Source organism: Halomonas aestuarii, assembly GCF_001886615.1.
GTDB lineage: Bacteria > Pseudomonadota > Gammaproteobacteria > Pseudomonadales > Halomonadaceae > Halomonas > Halomonas aestuarii.
Genome location: NZ_CP018139.1, coordinates 1,428,731 through 1,445,813, shown reverse-complemented (window position 1 = coordinate 1,445,813; position 17,083 = coordinate 1,428,731). Strand labels below are relative to the sequence as shown.

16 protein-coding genes are annotated in these 17,083 nt (G+C 68.7%); 12 read left to right on the top strand and 4 right to left on the bottom strand.

The window, feature by feature from the left end:
* Window positions 1-119: 119 nt before the first annotated feature.
* On the bottom strand, window positions 120-659 hold the full coding sequence (locus BOX17_RS06610; protein ID WP_071942899.1) for a glycosyltransferase family A protein: 540 nt from the start codon (window positions 657-659) through the stop codon (window positions 120-122).
* 546 nt (window positions 660-1,205) lie between these two features.
* Here BOX17_RS06610 and glnA point away from each other — a divergent pair.
* Window positions 1,206-2,612 carry a glutamate--ammonia ligase gene (gene glnA, locus BOX17_RS06605; protein ID WP_071942897.1) on the top strand — a complete coding sequence of 469 codons (1,407 nt, stop codon included), beginning with the start codon at window positions 1,206-1,208 and terminating at the stop codon, window positions 2,610-2,612.
* A 92-nt stretch (window positions 2,613-2,704) separates the two neighbouring features.
* On the opposite strand, the gene BOX17_RS06600 is transcribed toward glnA, so the two are convergent.
* Entirely contained in the window at window positions 2,705-3,418 is a 714-nt protein-coding gene (locus tag BOX17_RS06600) for a ZIP family metal transporter (RefSeq protein ID WP_071942895.1), read from the bottom strand.
* Between the two features lie 157 nt (window positions 3,419-3,575).
* Between BOX17_RS06600 and BOX17_RS06595 the strand changes: the two genes are divergently transcribed.
* The 10 genes from BOX17_RS06595 (at window position 3,576) to BOX17_RS06550 (ending at window position 14,711) form a co-directional block, all read left to right on the top strand.
* Entirely contained in the window at window positions 3,576-4,154 is a 579-nt protein-coding gene (locus BOX17_RS06595) for a DUF4124 domain-containing protein (RefSeq protein WP_071942893.1), read from the top strand.
* A gap of 579 nt (window positions 4,155-4,733) precedes the next feature.
* On the top strand, window positions 4,734-5,780 hold the full coding sequence (gene glnL / locus BOX17_RS06590; RefSeq protein WP_071942891.1) for a nitrogen regulation protein NR(II): 1,047 nt from the start codon (window positions 4,734-4,736) through the stop codon (window positions 5,778-5,780).
* Complete coding sequence (glnG, locus tag BOX17_RS06585; protein WP_071942889.1) at window positions 5,773-7,182, top strand: nitrogen regulation protein NR(I); 1,410 nt, start codon at window positions 5,773-5,775, stop codon at window positions 7,180-7,182. Before glnL ends, glnG begins: the two co-directional genes overlap by 8 nt.
* Window positions 7,183-7,277: 95 nt before the next feature.
* Window positions 7,278-8,231 (top strand): hydroxymethylglutaryl-CoA lyase, encoded by a 954-nt coding sequence (locus BOX17_RS06580; protein WP_071942887.1) that lies wholly within the window; start codon window positions 7,278-7,280, stop codon window positions 8,229-8,231.
* 2 nt (window positions 8,232-8,233) lie between these two features.
* On the top strand, window positions 8,234-9,439 hold the full coding sequence (locus tag BOX17_RS06575) for a CaiB/BaiF CoA transferase family protein (protein WP_071942886.1): 1,206 nt from the start codon (window positions 8,234-8,236) through the stop codon (window positions 9,437-9,439).
* Between the two features lie 77 nt (window positions 9,440-9,516).
* Complete coding sequence (locus tag BOX17_RS06570; RefSeq protein ID WP_071942884.1) at window positions 9,517-10,503, top strand: Bug family tripartite tricarboxylate transporter substrate binding protein; 987 nt, start codon at window positions 9,517-9,519, stop codon at window positions 10,501-10,503.
* Window positions 10,500-10,976, top strand: a complete 477-nt coding sequence (locus tag BOX17_RS06565; RefSeq protein ID WP_083582095.1) for a tripartite tricarboxylate transporter TctB family protein — start codon at window positions 10,500-10,502, stop codon at window positions 10,974-10,976. The genes BOX17_RS06570 and BOX17_RS06565 overlap by 4 nt, the downstream gene beginning before the upstream one ends.
* A 10-nt stretch (window positions 10,977-10,986) precedes the next feature.
* The gene (locus tag BOX17_RS06560) at window positions 10,987-12,486 is read left to right on the top strand and encodes a tripartite tricarboxylate transporter permease (RefSeq protein ID WP_071942882.1); all 1,500 of its coding nucleotides are present in this window, start codon (window positions 10,987-10,989) and stop codon (window positions 12,484-12,486) included.
* A 63-nt stretch (window positions 12,487-12,549) separates the two neighbouring features.
* Entirely contained in the window at window positions 12,550-13,899 is a 1,350-nt protein-coding gene (locus BOX17_RS06555) for a deoxyguanosinetriphosphate triphosphohydrolase (protein ID WP_071942880.1), read from the top strand.
* Between the two features lie 2 nt (window positions 13,900-13,901).
* A complete protein-coding gene (locus tag BOX17_RS06550; RefSeq protein ID WP_244272253.1) occupies window positions 13,902-14,711 on the top strand; it encodes a ribonuclease T2 family protein in 810 nt (269 codons plus the stop codon).
* 1 nt (window position 14,712) lies between these two features.
* On the opposite strand, the gene BOX17_RS06545 is transcribed toward BOX17_RS06550, so the two are convergent.
* Complete coding sequence (locus BOX17_RS06545) at window positions 14,713-15,624, bottom strand: nuclease-related domain-containing protein (protein WP_071942878.1); 912 nt, start codon at window positions 15,622-15,624, stop codon at window positions 14,713-14,715.
* Between the two features lie 113 nt (window positions 15,625-15,737).
* Here BOX17_RS06545 and BOX17_RS06540 point away from each other — a divergent pair, with 113 nt between their 5' ends.
* Complete coding sequence (locus BOX17_RS06540; protein WP_244272251.1) at window positions 15,738-16,634, top strand: NAD-dependent protein deacetylase; 897 nt, start codon at window positions 15,738-15,740, stop codon at window positions 16,632-16,634.
* On the opposite strand, the gene BOX17_RS06535 is transcribed toward BOX17_RS06540, so the two are convergent.
* Window positions 16,615-16,989 (bottom strand): translation initiation factor Sui1, encoded by a 375-nt coding sequence (locus BOX17_RS06535; RefSeq protein WP_071942876.1) that lies wholly within the window; start codon window positions 16,987-16,989, stop codon window positions 16,615-16,617. The two genes, BOX17_RS06540 and BOX17_RS06535, sit on opposite strands and share 20 nt — an antisense overlap.
* Window positions 16,990-17,083: the final 94 nt, after the last annotated feature.

The window sequence follows — 17,083 nt, the reverse complement described above, 5'->3', positions numbered from 1 at the left end:
GGGGCGCATTATAGGGGCAGGGCGATGATGGCTACCAGCTTTGTCGCCCTGAATCTCGTGGCGCGACGGCATATCAGTGGGTTGGGAGCCTGCCGAGGACCGAAAAAGGGGCGTTCGGCTCAGGCCACGACGGACGCGACCCTGGCCTGGCAGGCATGCAGGCGCGCGATCAGGTCGGGGAGGGCCTCGGTGTCCAGCGACGGGTCGCAGCCGCCGATGCGCTCGAACCAGACGCGAGACACGCAGAGGGTGTCGCCGAGGTAGAGATGGCGCAGGCGATGCCAGAGGTGCGCCAGCCGGTGGCCGGTCGATGACGTCAGGACCACGGCATCCCGCCGGTGGTGCTCGATGTCCGCCAGGGTATCCACGAGCCAGCTTGCGGGGATGAGGCGTCCCGGCGCGGGGAAGAGCAGGGCCTCTCCCTGGCTGTGGGCCACCGCCGTGTTGAGACGGTCCCCCAGGGGGGTGCCCTCGGTGGTGACCAGGCGAGCCCCGTGCCGGCTGGCCAGGGTCAGCAGGCGTGAGTCGTCGGTGTCGTCGGCGAGCACCACCTCCAGGCGCAGGTCGTGGCGCTGCGCCAGGGGCCGCAGGGCCGCCAGGCGCCGTGGCAGCCCCGGGCCCGAGGAACGGGCATCGAGGAGGATGCTGCAGACGATCATGCTCGGGCCGATCCTTGTGGTGAAGCGCAGGTCGCACTGACTCGACGACTCTCCGGAACCTGCGGCACCCCGGTCGGCGCCGCCATGTAAGTGAGTGTAGTTTTTGGTGTTAACGCGTATCAATCGGCAGCGGACTGATTTTCCTGTGCACGAGGGTTGACCTTCCGGCGCCGGAGGGCATGAGGCGTGCCATCGTCGGGCGATTGTCGAATGACCCAAAGCGGTGCGAATGGTGCTCCGTGTGCACATATATGGTGCAGAAATGCGCCGGCCTCCCTGGCCTGCCGTGGTGAAATGGCGATACTGGTGCATGGGCCGGCCAGGCGATCGGTGACAAAGCCTATATTTATCAATGTTTTGACAGGAATATGCCGTGCAGTGGTGCAAAGCTGGCACGCTGCCTGCATTATGTCTGGCAGTGCCATGCGCCTGCATGGCGGCCGTGGGCAGTGGCCCGGCGGCATGCTACAACACGTGCTGGAGTAGCCAGCGCCATTGCATTACTAAAGCTCGACCTTTCGAGCCCAGCTCACAGTGGAGGACACCATGTCTGCCAAGACTCTCGCCCTGATTGAAGAACATGACGTGAAGTGGATCGACCTGCGCTTCACCGATACCCGCGGCAAGGAACAGCACGTGACCATTCCGGCCCGTGACGTCGATGAGGAGTTTTTCGAGAACGGTCAGATGTTCGACGGTTCCTCCATTTCCGGCTGGAAGGGCATCAACGAGTCCGACATGATCCTGCGTCCGGAGGATGGTTCCGGCTTCCTCGACCCCTTCACCGAGGACGCCACCCTGGTGCTGCGCTGTGACATCATCGAGCCGGCCACCATGCAGGGCTACGAGCGCGACCCGCGTTCCATCGCCAAGCGCGCCGAGGCCTACCTGCAGTCCTCCGGCCTGGGCGACACCGCCTTCTTCGGCCCGGAGCCCGAGTTCTTCATCTTCGACGAGGTGCACTGGAAGTCCGATATCGAGGGCTCCATGTACAAGATCACCTCCGAGGAGGGCGCCTGGTCCACCGACCGTCCGATGGAAGGCGGTAACCTGGCTCACCGTCCGCGGGTCAAGGGCGGCTACTTCCCGGTCCCGCCGGTGGACAGCTTCCACGACATCCGCGGTGCCATGTGTAACACCCTGGAGGCCATCGGCCAGACCGTCGAGGTGCACCACCACGAGGTGGCCAACGCCGGCCAGAACGAGATCGGCGTCAAGTTCAACACCCTGGTCAAGAAGGCCGACGAGGTCCAGGAGATGAAGTACGTGATCCACAACGTGGCTCACGCCTATGGCAAGACGGCCACCTTCATGCCCAAGCCACTGGTCGGTGACAACGGCAGCGGCATGCACGTCCACCAGTCCTTCTGGAAGGACGGCAGCAACCAGTTCGCCGGTGACGAGTACGCGGGCCTCTCCGAGATGGCGCTCTACTACATCGGCGGCATCATCAAGCACGCCCGCGCCCTCAACGCCTTCACCAACGCCTCCACCAACTCCTACAAGCGTCTGGTGCCCGGCTTCGAGGCCCCGGTGATGCTGGCCTACAGCGCCCGCAACCGCTCCGCCTCCATCCGCATCCCCTACACCGCGAGCCCGAAGGGCAAGCGCGTCGAGGCCCGCTTCCCTGACCCGACCGCCAACCCCTACCTGTGCTTCGCGGCGATGCTGATGGCCGGCATCGACGGCATCAAGAACAAGATCCATCCCGGCGACGCCATGGACAAGAACCTCTATGACCTGCCGCCGGAAGAGGGCAAGTCCATCCCGACCGTGGCCGAGAGCCTGGACCAGGCCCTGGAGGCGCTGGACGCCGATCGCGCCTTCCTGACCGAGGGTGGCGTCTTCACCGACGACATGATCGATGCCTACATCGAACTGCTCAGCGAAGACGTGGAGCGCATCCGCATGACCACGCACCCGATCGAGTTCGACATGTACTACAGCTGCTGATCCTGCGGCGCTCAGGCGCCGCACCCGGCATCACGAGAGGCACGCCCAAGGGCGTGCCTCTTTTTTGTCCCGGCGTTGTTGTTACGGCCTTGTCACGGCATAAGCATGTGGGCGGCGATGCCCAGGGCGAACCCCATCACCGCCCCCAGCGGCGGGCCCCAGTGACGCGCAAGCTTGGCCTGGGGCGCGAGGTCCTGGAACACCGAGTAGAGGATGCCGCCGGCGGCGAACAGCATGATCATCGCCACGGCCGAGGGGTAGTGGGCGAGCCACAGCAGGCCGCTCAGCCCCGCGATGGGTCCCAGGCAGGCCGCCAGCAGGAACAGGCCGATCAGTCGCCGGCTCGAGTAGGTCGTGCTGCTGCGCAGCTCGTGGTAGGCGTTGAAACCCTCGGGCAGGTTCTGCAGGGCCATCAGGCCGGCGAGCAGCAGGCTCCCGGGATTGTCAGTGGCGAAGATTGCCCCCAGCGCCAGGGCCTCGGGCACGAAGTCCGACAGCATGGCCGCCAGTTGGCTGGCCGACGTGCCGCTGCGGTTCAGGGCGATGTCCAGGGCCATGAAGGCCAGTCCCCCCGCCACGAAGCAGGCCGTGGCGGCGAAGGGCGAGATGGCCGACAGGCTGTCCGGCACCAGCACCAGGGCCACCGCGGAGAGCAGGGCGCCACCGCCCAGGGCGATGATGCCGTGACGCAGCTCGTTCTCGAGCCAGTCGATCGCTATGCATTCCACCCGGGCGAGCCAGGCTCCCAGCGGCATCGCCATGCCGGCCATCAGCGTGAGGGCGACCACCGTCTGCCATGCCTCCATGCGTCATCTCCTGTGTCCACCGGCCGCACGCCGCGTGCATGTCGGGTATCTGCACCCCATATCAACGCGTTGGCGCAATCGCCATTCCTCGGGCGCTCGCTTCTGCGCTAGTCTTGCATGATAAAGGGAAACCCATCGGCAACGCAGGAAGACGCGCATGAACAAGGCACTGGCAGTGTTGGTGCTGGGAATGTCGGTGAGCCTGGCGGCTCACGCCCAGACCATCTATCGCACCATCGACGCCCAGGGCAACGTGGTGTTCACCGACAACCCGGAGGGGGGCGGCGAGGAAGTGACGCTCGACCCGCTCACCGTGGTGCCCAGTCCCAGCGAGCCGGCGGGCATGGCGCCAGAGGTCCAGGGTGGCCAGGGGAGCGTCGGCACCGCGTCGCCGGGGCAGCCGTTCATGCCCTATGACAGCTTCAGCATCCTCTCGCCCGGCCAGGAGGAGACCCTGCCCACCGGTGCGGCCGGCAATGTCCAGGTGACCCTGGGCATCCAGCCTGACCTGCGCGAGGACCACCGGGTGCGGCTGCTGGTGGACGGACGGATCAGCCAGTCGGCCATGAATACCGATACCTTCCTGCTGAACAACCTGCCGCGCGGAGAACACGTGCTGCAGGCCGAGCTGCTGGATGCCAGCGGGGCGGTGCGCCATCGTACCTCGCCGGTGACCCTCTATGTGCAGCGAGCCAGCGTCAACCTGCCCCAGAACCCCAACAGCCCGGGCAGTTAGCTGTCCCATCGCCGGCCACATCGACCGCTGTGTCCGGACGGCACCCACAGGCCCTGTCGCGAGCCTGCGCCTCGCGACGATGGCCGCTTCGATGCCTTCGATCATGCGGACCGGGTGAAGGAGGGGCCTGCCTTCGACTACGTGGACCGGCTGATGGGCAGGAGTGTCCGGCCTCGCGACGACGACCGTTTCGATCCCTTCGATCATGCCGACCGGGTCAAGGAACGGGCCTTCGACTCCCGTGAGCGGCTGCGTGGCACGGAGTCCCGGCGGCGACGCGACCCCGAGCGGGCAGGGTGGCCGGGATCGTCTCATCACCCTCCGCACCATCACTCTCCACACCACCACCCTCTGCCCGACGACGCGCCCTGAGCCTTGCCTCTCCCCAGTCTCGCTGCACGGCAATGGGCGCAGCGCGCCCTTTTGCACTAAAGTGGTGCATCATGCTGGTGCGGCCTTGCCCTGATACGGCGCCATGACCTGCCTCATGAAGTGGCGCGCTTCTTGCAAGACTCCTTGCAACAGGTGCTCAAGGTGCTTCCTCCGGGGAGCGGGAACCGGATCGGGCAGGACGTCCCCATGTATCAACGCTTGATGGAACATCTCACCACCGCGGTGCTGCTGCTCGATGGCGAGCTCCGGCTGCGCTGGATGAATCCGGCCGCGGAGGCGCTGCTGGCGATCAGCCTCAGCCGCCTGAAGGGGCAGCCCCTGCCCTCCCTGGTGACGGGCGAGGAGGACATCGGGGCCCTGCTCGCCAAGGCGCGTGACGAATTCCATCCGTTTACCCAGCGCGAGGCGCGCCTGACCCTGGTCACCGGCGAGGTCCTCACCGTCGACTACACGGTGTCGCCCCTCTCCGCGGATGAGCTGCTGCTCGAGGTGGAACCCCGCGACCGGCTGCTGCGGATCTCCCGCGAAGAGGCGCTGCAGACCCGCCAGGAGACCATCAAGGTGCTGGCCCGCGGGTTGGCCCACGAGGTCAAGAATCCCCTGGGCGGCATCCGCGGGGCGGCCCAGCTGCTGGAGCGCGACCTCGATGATCCCGGCCTGCAGGAGTTCACCCGCATCATCATCGAGGAGGTCGACCGCCTGCGGGACCTGGTCGATTCGATGCTGGGGCCCAACCGGGTCATGCGTCACGAGCCCCTCAACATTCACAAGGTGCTCGAGCGCGTCCGGTCGCTGCTCATCGTCGAGCACCCGACGGTATGGATCGAGCGCGACTACGACCCCAGCCTGCCGGACCTGTCCGGCGACGAGTCGCAGATGATCCAGGCGGTCCTCAACGTGGCCCGCAACGCCGTGGAGGCGATGACCGAGGCCGGCACCGCCTCGCCGAGGCTGGTGCTGCGGACGCGCGCCCGCCGCCAGTTCACCCTGGGCGCCGAACGTCACCGGCTGGTCTGCGAGGTGGCGATCATCGACAACGGCCCGGGGATTCCCGAGTCGCTGCGCGAGACGCTCTTCTACCCCATGGTCTCCGGCCGCGCCGAGGGCAGCGGCCTGGGGCTCTCCATCGCCCAGTCGGTCCTGCACCAGCACCAGGGGCTGATCGAGTGCGATTCGGAGCCCGGCCACACCCAATTCCGACTGCTGATTCCGCTGGAGAAGCGCCATGACTGATGTCGCACGTGTCGTGGTCGTCGACGACGATCGCGCCATCCGCTGGGTGCTCGAACGTGCCCTGGCCCAGCCCGACCTCGAGGTCGAGTCTCACGAGCGTGCCGATCGCGCCCTGGAGCGCCTGCTCGAGGACCCGCCCGACGTGCTGGTCACCGATATCCGCATGCCGGGGCTCGATGGCCTGGACCTGATGGCCCGGGTGCGCGAGGTGCATCCGGAGCTCCCGGTGATCGTGATGACCGCCCACTCCGACCTGGACAGCGCCGTGGCCTCCTATCAGGGGGGCGCCTTCGAGTACCTGCCCAAGCCCTTCGACGTGGACGAGGCGCTGGCCCTGGTGCGTCGGGCGGTGGCCCATGCCCGCGAGCGGCAGCGTCCGGTCACCGTGCCCGAGGGGCTGGATGCCGAGATCATCGGCGAGGCCCCGGCCATGCAGGAGGTGTTCCGCGCCATCGGCCGGCTGTCGCACTCCCACATCACGGTGCTGATCAACGGCGAGTCGGGCACCGGCAAGGAGCGGGTCGCGCGTGCCCTGCATCAACACAGCCCGCGCTCCGGTAAGCCCTTCATCGCGCTGAACATGGCCGCGATTCCCAAGGACCTGATCGAGTCGGAGCTGTTCGGCCACGAGAAGGGCGCCTTCACCGGTGCCACGGCCCAGCGCCAGGGGCGGTTCGAGCAGGCCAACGGCGGCACCCTCTTCCTCGACGAGATCGGCGACATGCCCGCCGACACCCAGACCCGCCTGCTGCGGGTCCTGGCCGACGGCGAGTTCTACCGGGTGGGCGGCCACACCTCGGTGAAGGTGGACGTGCGGATCATCGCCGCCACCCACCAGAACCTCGAGACCCTGGTGGAGGACGGGCGCTTCCGCGAGGACCTCTTCCATCGCCTCAACGTGATCCGCGTCCACCTGCCCAAGCTCGCCGAGCGCCGGGAGGACATCCCGCGGCTCGCGCGCCACTTCCTGTCCGAGGCGGCCAAGGAGCTCTCCACCGACATCAAGGTGCTCACCCCCGAGGCCGAGGCCCATATCACCCGGCTGCCCTGGCCGGGCAACGTCCGCCAGCTGGAGAACACCTGCCGCTGGCTGACCGTGATGGCCTCCGGTCGCGAGGTGCTGGTCGAGGACCTGCCGCCGGAGCTGCGCGAGCCCGGAGCCACCGAGGGCGCCGTCGGCGACTGGCGCACCGCCTTCCGGGACTGGGCCGACCGGGCGCTGGCCGCCGGCCACACCCACCTGCTCGAGGAGGCCGTGCCGGACTTCGAGCGGATCCTGATCGAGACCGCGCTCAAGCACACCGGCGGCCGCAAGGGCGAGGCCGCGGAGCTGCTGGGCTGGGGCCGCAACACCCTGACCCGGAAACTGAAGACGCTGCTGCCGGCACTGGCCGAGGACTGACCGTTGGCTGCCTAGAACGAAAGGCGCATTGTTGAGCATGACGCCGCTGCCGTAGCGTCGATGCATAAGCAACCTATCATTCAATAGGACGCTCTATGCCCGACGCATCAGAGGCGGTTCCGGCGCGTGTCCAGGTCACCGAGGTGGGCCTGCGCGACGGCTTGCAGAATGAGCCCGTGCTGCTCCCCACCGAGGACAAGGCAAGGCTGGCCAGGGCGCTGGTGGCGGCGGGCGTCAGGCAGTTCGAGCTGACCTCCTTCGTCAGTCCCCGAGCCGTGCCGGCACTGGCCGATGCCGCCGAACTGGTCTCGGCCCTGCGCCAGATTCCGGACCTGCACCTCTCCGCGCTGGTCCCGAACCTTCGGGGCGCCGAGCGCGCCCTGGCGGCGGGCGTCGATGCGGTGGTGCTGTTTGTCTCCGCCTCTGCCACGCACAACGCCAAGAACGTCAATTGCTCCATCGACGACTCCCTGGCGAGGTTCGAGCAGATTTCCCGCCGCCTCGAGGGCAGCGGAATCGAGGTACGGGGGGCCATCGCCACCGCCTTCGGCTGCCCCTTCGAGGGAGAGGTCGACGTCCGCGCCGTGGGACGTATCGCCCGCCACTTCGCCGACCTCGGGGCGTCCCGGCTGTCACTGGGCGATACCACCGGCATGGCCACCCCGCCGCTGGTCACCGAGCGTGTCCGTCATCTGCGCGAGGTCACCCCCTCGCTCCCGCCGACCCTGCATTTCCACAACACCCGCGGCATCGGCCTGGCCAACGTCATGCAGGGCCTCTGGCTGGGCGTCGATCGCTACGAGAGCTCCATCGGCGGGCTCGGCGGCTGCCCCTTCGCCCCGGGGGCGTCGGGCAACATCGCCAGCGAGGACATGGTCTACCTGCTCGACGAAATGGGCATCGAGACCGGCATCGACCTCGAGGGCATGATCGAGGCCGGTCGTCTGGCCGCTCGCCTGATGGGGCGAGAGCTCCCCGCTCAAGTCACCAAGGCCGGGCCGCGCCTGGCCCTTGGCGACTGTGCCGATGTCCCTACCGCAAGAGGATGAGCATGTCCGACCATCATCCCCCAGCTTCGGGCTCTCTCTCCGGGATCCGCGTCATCGACCTGACCCGGGTGATCTCCGGGCCCTTCTGCACCCAGATACTCGGCGACCACGGCGCCGAGGTGATCAAGGTCGAATCGCCGGGGCATGGCGACGTCCTGCGCGCACAAGGCAACATGGTCAATGGCTTCAGCTGGTACTTCGCGCAGTTCAATCGCAACAAGCGCTCCCTGACCCTGGACCTGCGCCAGGAGGCGGGCAGGGCCGTGCTGCACCGGCTGCTGGAGGGGGCCGATGTGCTGGTGGAGAACTTCCGGCCCGGTGTGCTGGCGAAGATGGGCCTCGATGACGAGAGCCTGCGCGCGCACTACCCGCATCTGGTGGTCGGGCGCATCAACGGTTTCGGTTCCACCGGCCCCTATCGCGACCGCCCGGCCTACGACTTCATTGCCCAGGCCATGAGCGGCTTCATGGGCGTCAATGGCCCGGCCGACGGCGAGCCCATGCGGGCGGCCCCGCCCATCAGCGACATGGTGGCCAGCCAGAACCTGGCGTTCGGCATCTGTGCCGCCCTGGTCCGCCGCGAACGCAGCGGCCAGGGCGACATCGTCGAGACCGCCCTGACCAACGGGCTGATCGGCATGATGGGCTACCTGGCCGCGGAATTCTTCGCCACCGACCAACTGCCGGCCCGCACGGGCAACGACCACCCGATGCTGTATCCCTATGGCCTCTTCCGGGCCAGCGATGGCGAGGTGGCCATCGCGCCGAGCAGCGACACCATGGTGGAGCGACTGCTCAAGGCCCTGGACTTGCTGCACCTGCTGGAAGACGAGCGGTTTGCCGACAACACCCGTCGCATGGCCAACCGGGAGGCGCTGCGCGAGTGCCTCACGGCGGTGACCGAGACGCGCAGCGTCGATGCCTGGATCGACCACCTCAACCGGGCCGGGGTGCCCTGCGGACGTGTCCACGACCTGCGCGAGACCTTTGCGGATCCCCAGGTCCAGGCGCAGCAGATGCGGATCGAGCTCGACCAAGGGGAGCTCGGGCGGATTCCCGTGACCGGCTTTCCGGTGAAGATGCAGGGGGCACCGGCAGCGGTGCACCATCCCGTGCCTCGTCTCGGCGAGCACACCCGCGAGGTTCTGGCGGAGCTCGGCTTCGATGAAGACGAGTTGAAGTCCCTGGAGGCCCAGGGCGTCATTTGAACCTACGCTGCAGAGGGTCCCGGGCCCAGTGGGCGCGTGGCCATAACAACAACAGGAGGAACCACGAGATGCCAACCATGAAGCACGCCACTCGAGGAATGGCCGCCTCGGCCCTGCTGGGCCTCGGCCTGGTCGCCGGCATGCCGGCACATGCGCTGCCCATCAGCGAGTGTATCGCCCCCGCGGATCCCGGCGGCGGCTGGGACTTCACCTGCCGCTCGGTGGGCAAGCTGCTGCTCGACCTGGAGCTGGTAGACAGCCCGGTGCAGGTTACCAACATGCCGGGTGGCGTAGGCGCCGTGGCCTTCGCCAATGTCGCCAGTAATCGTGCCGACGACAGCGACCTGGTCGTTGCCACCAGTACCGTGGGGATGACCCAGATCGCCCAGGGCAAGTATCCCGGCGGCGCCGACACCATGCGCTGGCTCGGCATGCTCGGCACCGACGTCGGGGTGATCCTGGTCGATGATGATAGCGTGTACGAGACCCTCGACCAGCTGCTCGAGACAATAGTCGAGGATCCGGGTGCCCTGGCCGTTGCCGGCTCCAGCGGTGCCGGCGGCTGGGACCATATCCGTGCGCTGATGCTGGCCAAGGCGGCCGGTATGCCGGGTGATCAGATCGCCAGCCTGCGCTGGGTGCAGTTCGACGGTGGCGGTCCGGCCGTGACCCAGATGATGGGCGGCCACGTGGATGTGGTCTCCACGGATCTGGGGGAGATCGCCGGTTTCATCGAGTCGGGGGACGTGCGCGTGCTGGCGGTGCTCTCCGAGGAGCCGCTGCCCGAGCCCTTCGCCGACCTGCCCACCGCCGCCTCTCAGGGCTATGACGTCGCCGGCTACAACTGGCGTGGCTTCTACACCGGTGGCGAGGTGTCCGACGAGGACTATGCCGCCATGGTGGATGACCTCCAGGCGCTCTATGACAGCGATGCCTGGAAGGAGGTCGCCCAGCAGAACGGCCTGGTGCCGCTGTGGCGTGGCGGTGACGAGTTCGATGCCTTCGTCCGCGAGTCCATCGACGAGGTCGAGGCCATCTCCCGGGAGATCGGGGTCATCCAGTGAGCGATCCCCTGCATAGCGACGCCGGGCGGGTGCCCGGCGTCGTCGGCGATCGTATCGCCGGCGCCCTGCTGCTGGTGCTGGCGCTGGTTGCCTGGTGGCTCTCCCATGACCTCGAATCGGGCTTCATGCAACCCGTCGGGCCGGGCGAATACCCGCGCCTGATCAGCCTGCCCCTGGCGGCGCTGTCGCTGTTGTTGATCCTGCGACCCGGGCTCAATCAGCGCTGGCCGGGTCGCGCCACCCTGGTACGCCAGGCGCTGACCCTGCTGGTGCTTGGCAGCTATGCCGGCCTGGTCAAGCCGCTGGGCTTCCTGCCGGCCTCACTGGTGGCGGTAGTGCTGCTGGTCCGCCTGTTCGGGGCGGCCTGGAAGCCCTCACTGATCAGCGGTGGAGTGCTCACCCTGGCCCTATACGCGCTGTTCGAATTCGCCCTTGGCATTCCGCTTCCCAACATGCCAGGCCTGGACTGGTAGGCCTCTCGACATGGATATTCTCGCCTTTCTCGCCCAGGGCTTCGCCGTGGCCCTGGAGCCTCAGAACCTCTTCCTGGCGGTCATCGGCTGCACCATCGGCACCCTGATCGGCGCCTTGCCCGGGCTGGGGCCGGTCAACGGCGTGGCGCTGATGATCCCGCTCTCCTTCAACTTCGGCCTGGAACCCACGGGGGCGCTGATCCTGCTGGTCAGCGTCTACTATGGCTGCATGTATGGGGGGCGCATCAGCTCCATCGTGCTCAACATTCCCGGTGACGAGCCGGCCATGATGACCACCCTGGACGGCTACCCCATGGCGCTGCAGGGGCGTGGCGGCGAGGCGCTGGGCATCTCCGCGGTGGCCTCCTTCGTCGGCGCCGGGGTGGCGACCCTGGGACTGGCGCTGTTTGCCCCCCTGCTGGTCGAGTTCGCCATTCGCTTCGGCCCGGCGGAGTACTTCGCGCTCTTCGTCCTCGCCTTCGCGACCATCGGCGGGGTGACCGGCGGCAGCCTGATCAAGAGCTTCATCGCCGCCTTCCTGGGGCTGCTGCTGGGCAGTATCGGTATCGATGCGGTCAGCGGAGTGCCGCGCTACACCTTCGGGCTCTACGAGCTCTACGACGGCATCGATTTCATCGTCGCCCTGGTGGGGCTATTCGCCATTTCCGAGTGCCTGATCTATCTGGAAGACATTCGCGGCACCAGCCGCCCGACCCTGACACTCGGCTCGGCGATTCCCGGAGTGCGTGCGGCAGGACGCTGTGCGCCGACCATCGCCCGCGGCTCCTTCATCGGCTTCGTGGCCGGGGTGCTGCCCGGGGCCGGGGCGGCACTGGGCAGCTTCCTTGCCTACACGCTCGAGAAGCGTTGGGTGGGCCGCGATGGCCGCTTCGGCGAGGGCGACCCGCGCGGCGTGGCCGCACCCGAGGCGGGCAACAACGCTGCCGCCGGCGGTGCCCTGATTCCCATGCTCTCGCTGGGCATTCCCGGCAGCGGCACCACGGCGATTCTGCTGGCGCTGCTGCTGTCGATGAACATTACTCCGGGGCCGCTGCTCTTCGAGCAGCAGCCGGAGATGGTGTGGGGGCTGGTCGCGGCGCTGGTGATCGGCAATTTCGTGCTGCTGGTGCTCAACGTTCCGCTGGTGAGCCTCTTCGCCAAGGTGCTGCAGGCCCCCGGCTGGTTCCTGATGCCCATGGTGGTGATGGTGGCCTTCGTCGGGGTCTATTCGCTCAACAATAGCGCCTTCGACCTCTACATGATGCTGGGCTTCGGGGTGCTGGGCTATGCGCTGCGCAAGCTGGAGATCCCCACGGTGCCGGTGGTGCTGGGTCTGCTGCTGGGCGGACAGATGGAGTTCAACCTGCGGCGTGCCATGTCGATCTCGGCCGGGGAGTGGAACATCCTGTGGAGCAGCGGCATCTCGGTGGGCATCTACCTCTTCGCCGTGACCCTGATCGTGGCCGGCCTGGTCTACTCCTGGCTGATCAGGGGGCGCCGCCTGTCCTAGGCCGACCGGGCTGTGCGCCGGCGCCCGGGGCTGCCAGAATGGGCCTTCCAAGGAGAATTGCCCATGACGCAGATGAGCTGGGAGCGGCTGCTCGACCCGGGACGGCTGCATGACCGCCGGGACGCCCGCCCCGGAAACGGCCGGGGCGAGATCGGCCGCAGCCCCTTCCACAAGGACCACGACCGGATCGTCTTCGCCGGCTCCTTCCGCCGCCTGGGGCGCAAGACCCAGGTGCACCCGCTGACCGACAACGACCATATCCACACCCGCCTGACGCATTCGCTGGAGGTGGGCTGTGTGGGCCGTTCGCTGGGCATGATCGTCGGTGAGCTGCTGCGCGACCGCCTGCCGGCCTGGATCACCCCCGCGGACCTCGGCGTGATCGTCCAGGCGGCCTGCCTCGGGCATGACATCGGCAATCCGCCCTTCGGCCATGCCGGCGAGTACGCCATCCGCGACTGGTTTGCCCGCGCCGAGGTCGATGGCAGCGGGCTGCTCGAGGGGCTCTCGCCCCTCGAGCGCCAGGACCTGCTGACCTACGAGGGCAATGCCCAGGGCTTTCGCATCGTCACCCAGATCGAATACAACCAGTTCCGCGGCGGCATGCGCCTGACCACGGCGACCCTGGGCACCCTGCTCAAGTACCCCTGGACGGTGGAGCACGGCGGGGCGGCCGGCAAGTTCGGCTGCTACCAGAGCGAGCGCGAGCTGCTGGAGGAGGTGGCCGACCGGCTCGGCCTGCTGCCCCGGGGCCAGGGTCGCTGGTGCCGCCACCCGCTGGCCTGGCTGGTCGAGGCGGCCGACGACATCTGCTATGCGTTGCTCGACCTCGAGGATGGCCTGGAGATGGGGATCCTGGGGTTCGACGAGGTGGCCGGGATCCTGACCCAGATCGCCGGTGGCGTGCCGCCGGACTACCCGGAGATGCAGCGCGGCGGCGTCTCACAGCGCCGTCGCATCGCCGCCCTGCGCGGGGCGGCCATGGAGCGGGCGGTCAGCGACGTCGGCGCGGTCTTCGTGCAGCACGAGGCGGAGCTTTTGGGCGGGCGCCTGCAGGACGACCTGCTGGAGCTCTGCCACCCGGACCTGGGCTGGGGCGTGAAGGCGGCCAAGCAGCTGGCCCGCAAGCGGATCTTCCAGAACGAGCGCAAGGCCAAGCTGGAGATCGGCGCCTACACCACCCTGGGCATCCTGCTGGAGGCCTTCATCGGCGCCGCCCATGAGCTGCACCACCACGGCCGCTCCACCTTCAAGCACCAGCGGGTGCTGGCGCTGATCGGCGAGAACACCCCGCGCCCCTCCTGGAGCCTCTACGACAGCTACCGGCGCATGCTCGACTTCATCGGCGGCATGACCGACCACTACGCCGTGGACCTGGCCCAGGAGATGGGCGGCCGGCTGCGGGGAGACTGAGCATGGTGAGCTGGCGTCGTCTAGGGCGGGGGCTGGCGATGGCGCTGTTGGCCATCGTCACGGCGGCGCCAGCGCCGCTCACGCAGGCGTGGGACGCGCAGGGAGTCGGCCCGCTCGAGGGCCTGTCGGCCGAGGGCGTCGATCACTACACCCTGGCGCTGACCTGGCACCCCGGCTTCTGCGAGAGTCGCTCCCGCCCACCCCGGGAGTGCCGCGAGCCGGCCCTTCGCGAGGGGGCCGATCGGGGCTTCGTGCTGCACGGCCTCTGGCCCTCGCTGCCGGAGCGCTTCGCCGACCGGGGCGTCGACCGTCGCCGCTGGTGGCAAAAGGGGTGTTTCCTGGAGACGCCGCGCCCCGAGGGCAGCTTCTGCCGCGCCCATCCGCCCCTGGCGCTCTCCGCGGCGCTCGGCAGGCACCTCGATGCCGTCATGCCGGGGCGTGCCAGCTGCCTGGATCGCTACCAGTATGCCAAGCACGCCGCCTGCCTGGCGTTGCCCGAGCAGGCGTATGTCGCGGCCGCGGTGGCCCTGGTCGAGGCGGTCAACGAGAGTGCCTTCGGCGCCTTCGTGACGCTCCAGCAGGGGAGAGAGGTGTCGCGCAACGCGCTGATCGATGCCTTCGAGGCGGCCTTCGGCGAGGACACCGGGCGGGCACTGCGGCTGGAGTGCCGCGGGCGGGGCCGGCGCCTGCTCACCGAGGTGCGGATCGGGATCTCGGCCGAACGCCTGGCGGACTTCCCGGCGGCCGAGAGCCTGGTGCGCCAGGACCGCGGCCGCTGCGCGACCCGGGTGCGCATCGCCACCTTCGACTGATTCAGGTCGCGGGCGCTAACGGCGCTGGCAGGTCCTGGCGGCTGGCGCGATGGCGCAGGGCCACGATCACCGCGTCATGGGTGGCGGTGTCGATCTCGCCCAGCGAGGTCCCGGTGAGCCGGCTCGCCAGGTCCCCGCCTCCGACCACCAGCAGGTCGTCCGGCGCCTGGCCTGCGTCGATCCGCCATCCGGGCAGGGCCAGGACCCCCTTGACCGGCACCGCCGTTCCCACCCGGCCCTCCAGCCAGGTCGCCAGCCAGTGGGTGGCCTGGCGGGTCTTGAACAGCGGCGCCCGCTCGCTCCAGCCCGGGAAGCGCAGTCGCTCGGCTTCCACGGCCACGAGGTTGTCCTCCTGGCCGCCAGGGGTGATGGCCGGCGTGCGGGCGCGGGTCTCGATCACGAAGACGCCATGGGGGGTGACCGCCACATGATCGATGGTGTAGCCCTCCGCCGGCACGTCGTGGAAGACGTAGTAGGGGTGCTCCTCGGGGCGGATCAGCCGCTCGAGCTCCTGGCCCACGGCGAGTTCGCAGGCCAGGCCCAGCTTGAGCCGCCGGATGCGCTGGAAGTCGCGGATCAGCAGGAAGCAGAACACCAGCGCCAGCAGGGTGCAGAGCGCCCCGTAGAGCGCCCACTCGATCCAGTCCTGCTCGCTGGCGAAGAGCATGCGGCCCATGCCGTAGACCAGCGGTGCCAGGGTGACGATGGGGCCGAGGGCGCCGTCCAGGAACAGGCCGGCGAAGGCGCGGTCGAGGCGGTCGCGCAGGCCCTGGCCGGGCTCGCGCAGCGGGTGGGCGTCGAAGGGGGAGTGCACCCGGGCATCGTGCAGGTTGCGCAGGGCCAGCACGATGACGGCGGTGGCCGCCAGCGGAAACAGGAAGATCAGCGGGAGCAGGTATTCCAGCCAGGCCATCGGGTGTCCTTGCCCTGAAGGGGAAGCCCCATTCTAGACAACCTCACCCCCTGGGGGCCATGCTCTTTCGGCGTGGCGGCGAGGGGAAACCCATGGGCGGCGAGGAGACGGGCGTGAGACACGGCAGCGTGAGAAAGAGCCGCGTGGCGGTGAACGAACAGGACCTGGAGGCCCTGGTGGCCTTCGTCGACCGGCACCCGCGCCTGGCCGTGCTCACGGGGGCGGGTATCAGCACGGCCAGCGGCATTCCCGACTACCGGGACGACCGTGGCGACTGGAAGCGGCCGCCCCCGATGCAGCACCAGGTGTTCATGGCCAGCCATGCGGCCCGTCAGCGCTACTGGGCGCGGGCGCTGGTCGGCTTTCGTGCCCTGCAGGAGGCGCGCCCCAATGCCGCCCATGGGGCCCTGGCCCGGCTCGAGGCCCTGGGGAAGGTGAGTGGCGTGATCACCCAGAACGTCGACGGCCTCCACCAGCAGGCCGGCTCCCGGCGGGTGATCGACCTGCACGGGCGGGCCGACCAGGTGCGCTGCATGGGCTGCGGCGCACGGCGCATGCGTCATGACCTGCATGCCGAGCTGGCCGACCGCAATCCCCGCTGGCAGGAGGTCGGCGCCCGGGCGGGGCCCGACGGCGACGCCGATCTCGAGGCCGATTTCTCCGGCTTCCGGGTGCCGGGCTGCACCCGTTGCGGCGACGGCATCTACAAGCCCGATGTGGTCTTCTTCGGCGACAGCGTGCCCCGCGCCACCGTGGAGGACGCCTTCGCCCTGCTGGGCGAGAGCGATGCCCTGCTGGTGGTGGGCTCTTCGCTGATGGTCTTTTCCGGTTTCCGCTTCGCCCGGGCCGCGGCCAAGGAGGGGCGGCCCATCGCCTGCCTGAACCTGGGCCGGACCCGTGCCGACGACCTCTATGCCCTGAAGGTGGCGGCCCCGGCCGAGGCCCTGGTGTCGCTGTGCGAGGCGCTGGACGCCGACCCCGGCCCGACAGTCAGCCGCCGGCCAGCTTGACCCGGAAGCCGCGCGCCTCCAGTTCGCCCTTCAACAGCTCGCGATGGTCGCCCTGGATCTCGACGATGCCGTCCTTGACGGCACCCCCCGTGCCGCAGCGCTTCTTGAGCGCCTTGGCCAGGGTCTTGAGCTCGGCGGCGGGCAGCGGGATGCCCTCCAGGGTGGTGACGCCCTTGCCCTTGCGGCCGCTGGTCTCGCGGCGGATGCGCACGGTGCCGTCGAGCTCGGCCAGCCGCTCCCGTTCGGCCCGCTCGGCACAGTCGCACTCGGCCAGGGGGCGGCGGCAGTCCGGGCAGGTATCGCCATGTTCGGTGGAATAGACCAGTCCGCCGAGCTGATCCTTCAGGGATGCCATGTCGGCCTCCTCGCGTGTCGGGGTGTGGTCGCGATGATAGCCATCCCGGCGGCGGTCTGCATCCGGGGGCGTGGTCCATCGGCGGTCGCGCGAC

Coding starts and splice junctions, on each gene's coding strand:
- BOX17_RS06610 (WP_071942899.1), bottom strand. CDS start 659: ATGATCGTCTGCAGCATCCTCCTCGATGCCCGTTCCTCGGGCCCGGGG.
- glnA (WP_071942897.1), top strand. CDS start 1,206: ATGTCTGCCAAGACTCTCGCCCTGATTGAAGAACATGACGTGAAGTGG.
- BOX17_RS06600 (WP_071942895.1), bottom strand. CDS start 3,418: ATGGAGGCATGGCAGACGGTGGTCGCCCTCACGCTGATGGCCGGCATG.
- BOX17_RS06595 (WP_071942893.1), top strand. CDS start 3,576: ATGAACAAGGCACTGGCAGTGTTGGTGCTGGGAATGTCGGTGAGCCTG.
- glnL (WP_071942891.1), top strand. CDS start 4,734: ATGTATCAACGCTTGATGGAACATCTCACCACCGCGGTGCTGCTGCTC.
- glnG (WP_071942889.1), top strand. CDS start 5,773: ATGACTGATGTCGCACGTGTCGTGGTCGTCGACGACGATCGCGCCATC.
- BOX17_RS06580 (WP_071942887.1), top strand. CDS start 7,278: ATGCCCGACGCATCAGAGGCGGTTCCGGCGCGTGTCCAGGTCACCGAG.
- BOX17_RS06575 (WP_071942886.1), top strand. CDS start 8,234: ATGTCCGACCATCATCCCCCAGCTTCGGGCTCTCTCTCCGGGATCCGC.
- BOX17_RS06570 (WP_071942884.1), top strand. CDS start 9,517: ATGAAGCACGCCACTCGAGGAATGGCCGCCTCGGCCCTGCTGGGCCTC.
- BOX17_RS06560 (WP_071942882.1), top strand. CDS start 10,987: ATGGATATTCTCGCCTTTCTCGCCCAGGGCTTCGCCGTGGCCCTGGAG.
- BOX17_RS06555 (WP_071942880.1), top strand. CDS start 12,550: ATGACGCAGATGAGCTGGGAGCGGCTGCTCGACCCGGGACGGCTGCAT.
- BOX17_RS06550 (WP_244272253.1), top strand. CDS start 13,902: ATGGTGAGCTGGCGTCGTCTAGGGCGGGGGCTGGCGATGGCGCTGTTG.
- BOX17_RS06545 (WP_071942878.1), bottom strand. CDS start 15,624: ATGGCCTGGCTGGAATACCTGCTCCCGCTGATCTTCCTGTTTCCGCTG.
- BOX17_RS06535 (WP_071942876.1), bottom strand. CDS start 16,989: ATGGCATCCCTGAAGGATCAGCTCGGCGGACTGGTCTATTCCACCGAA.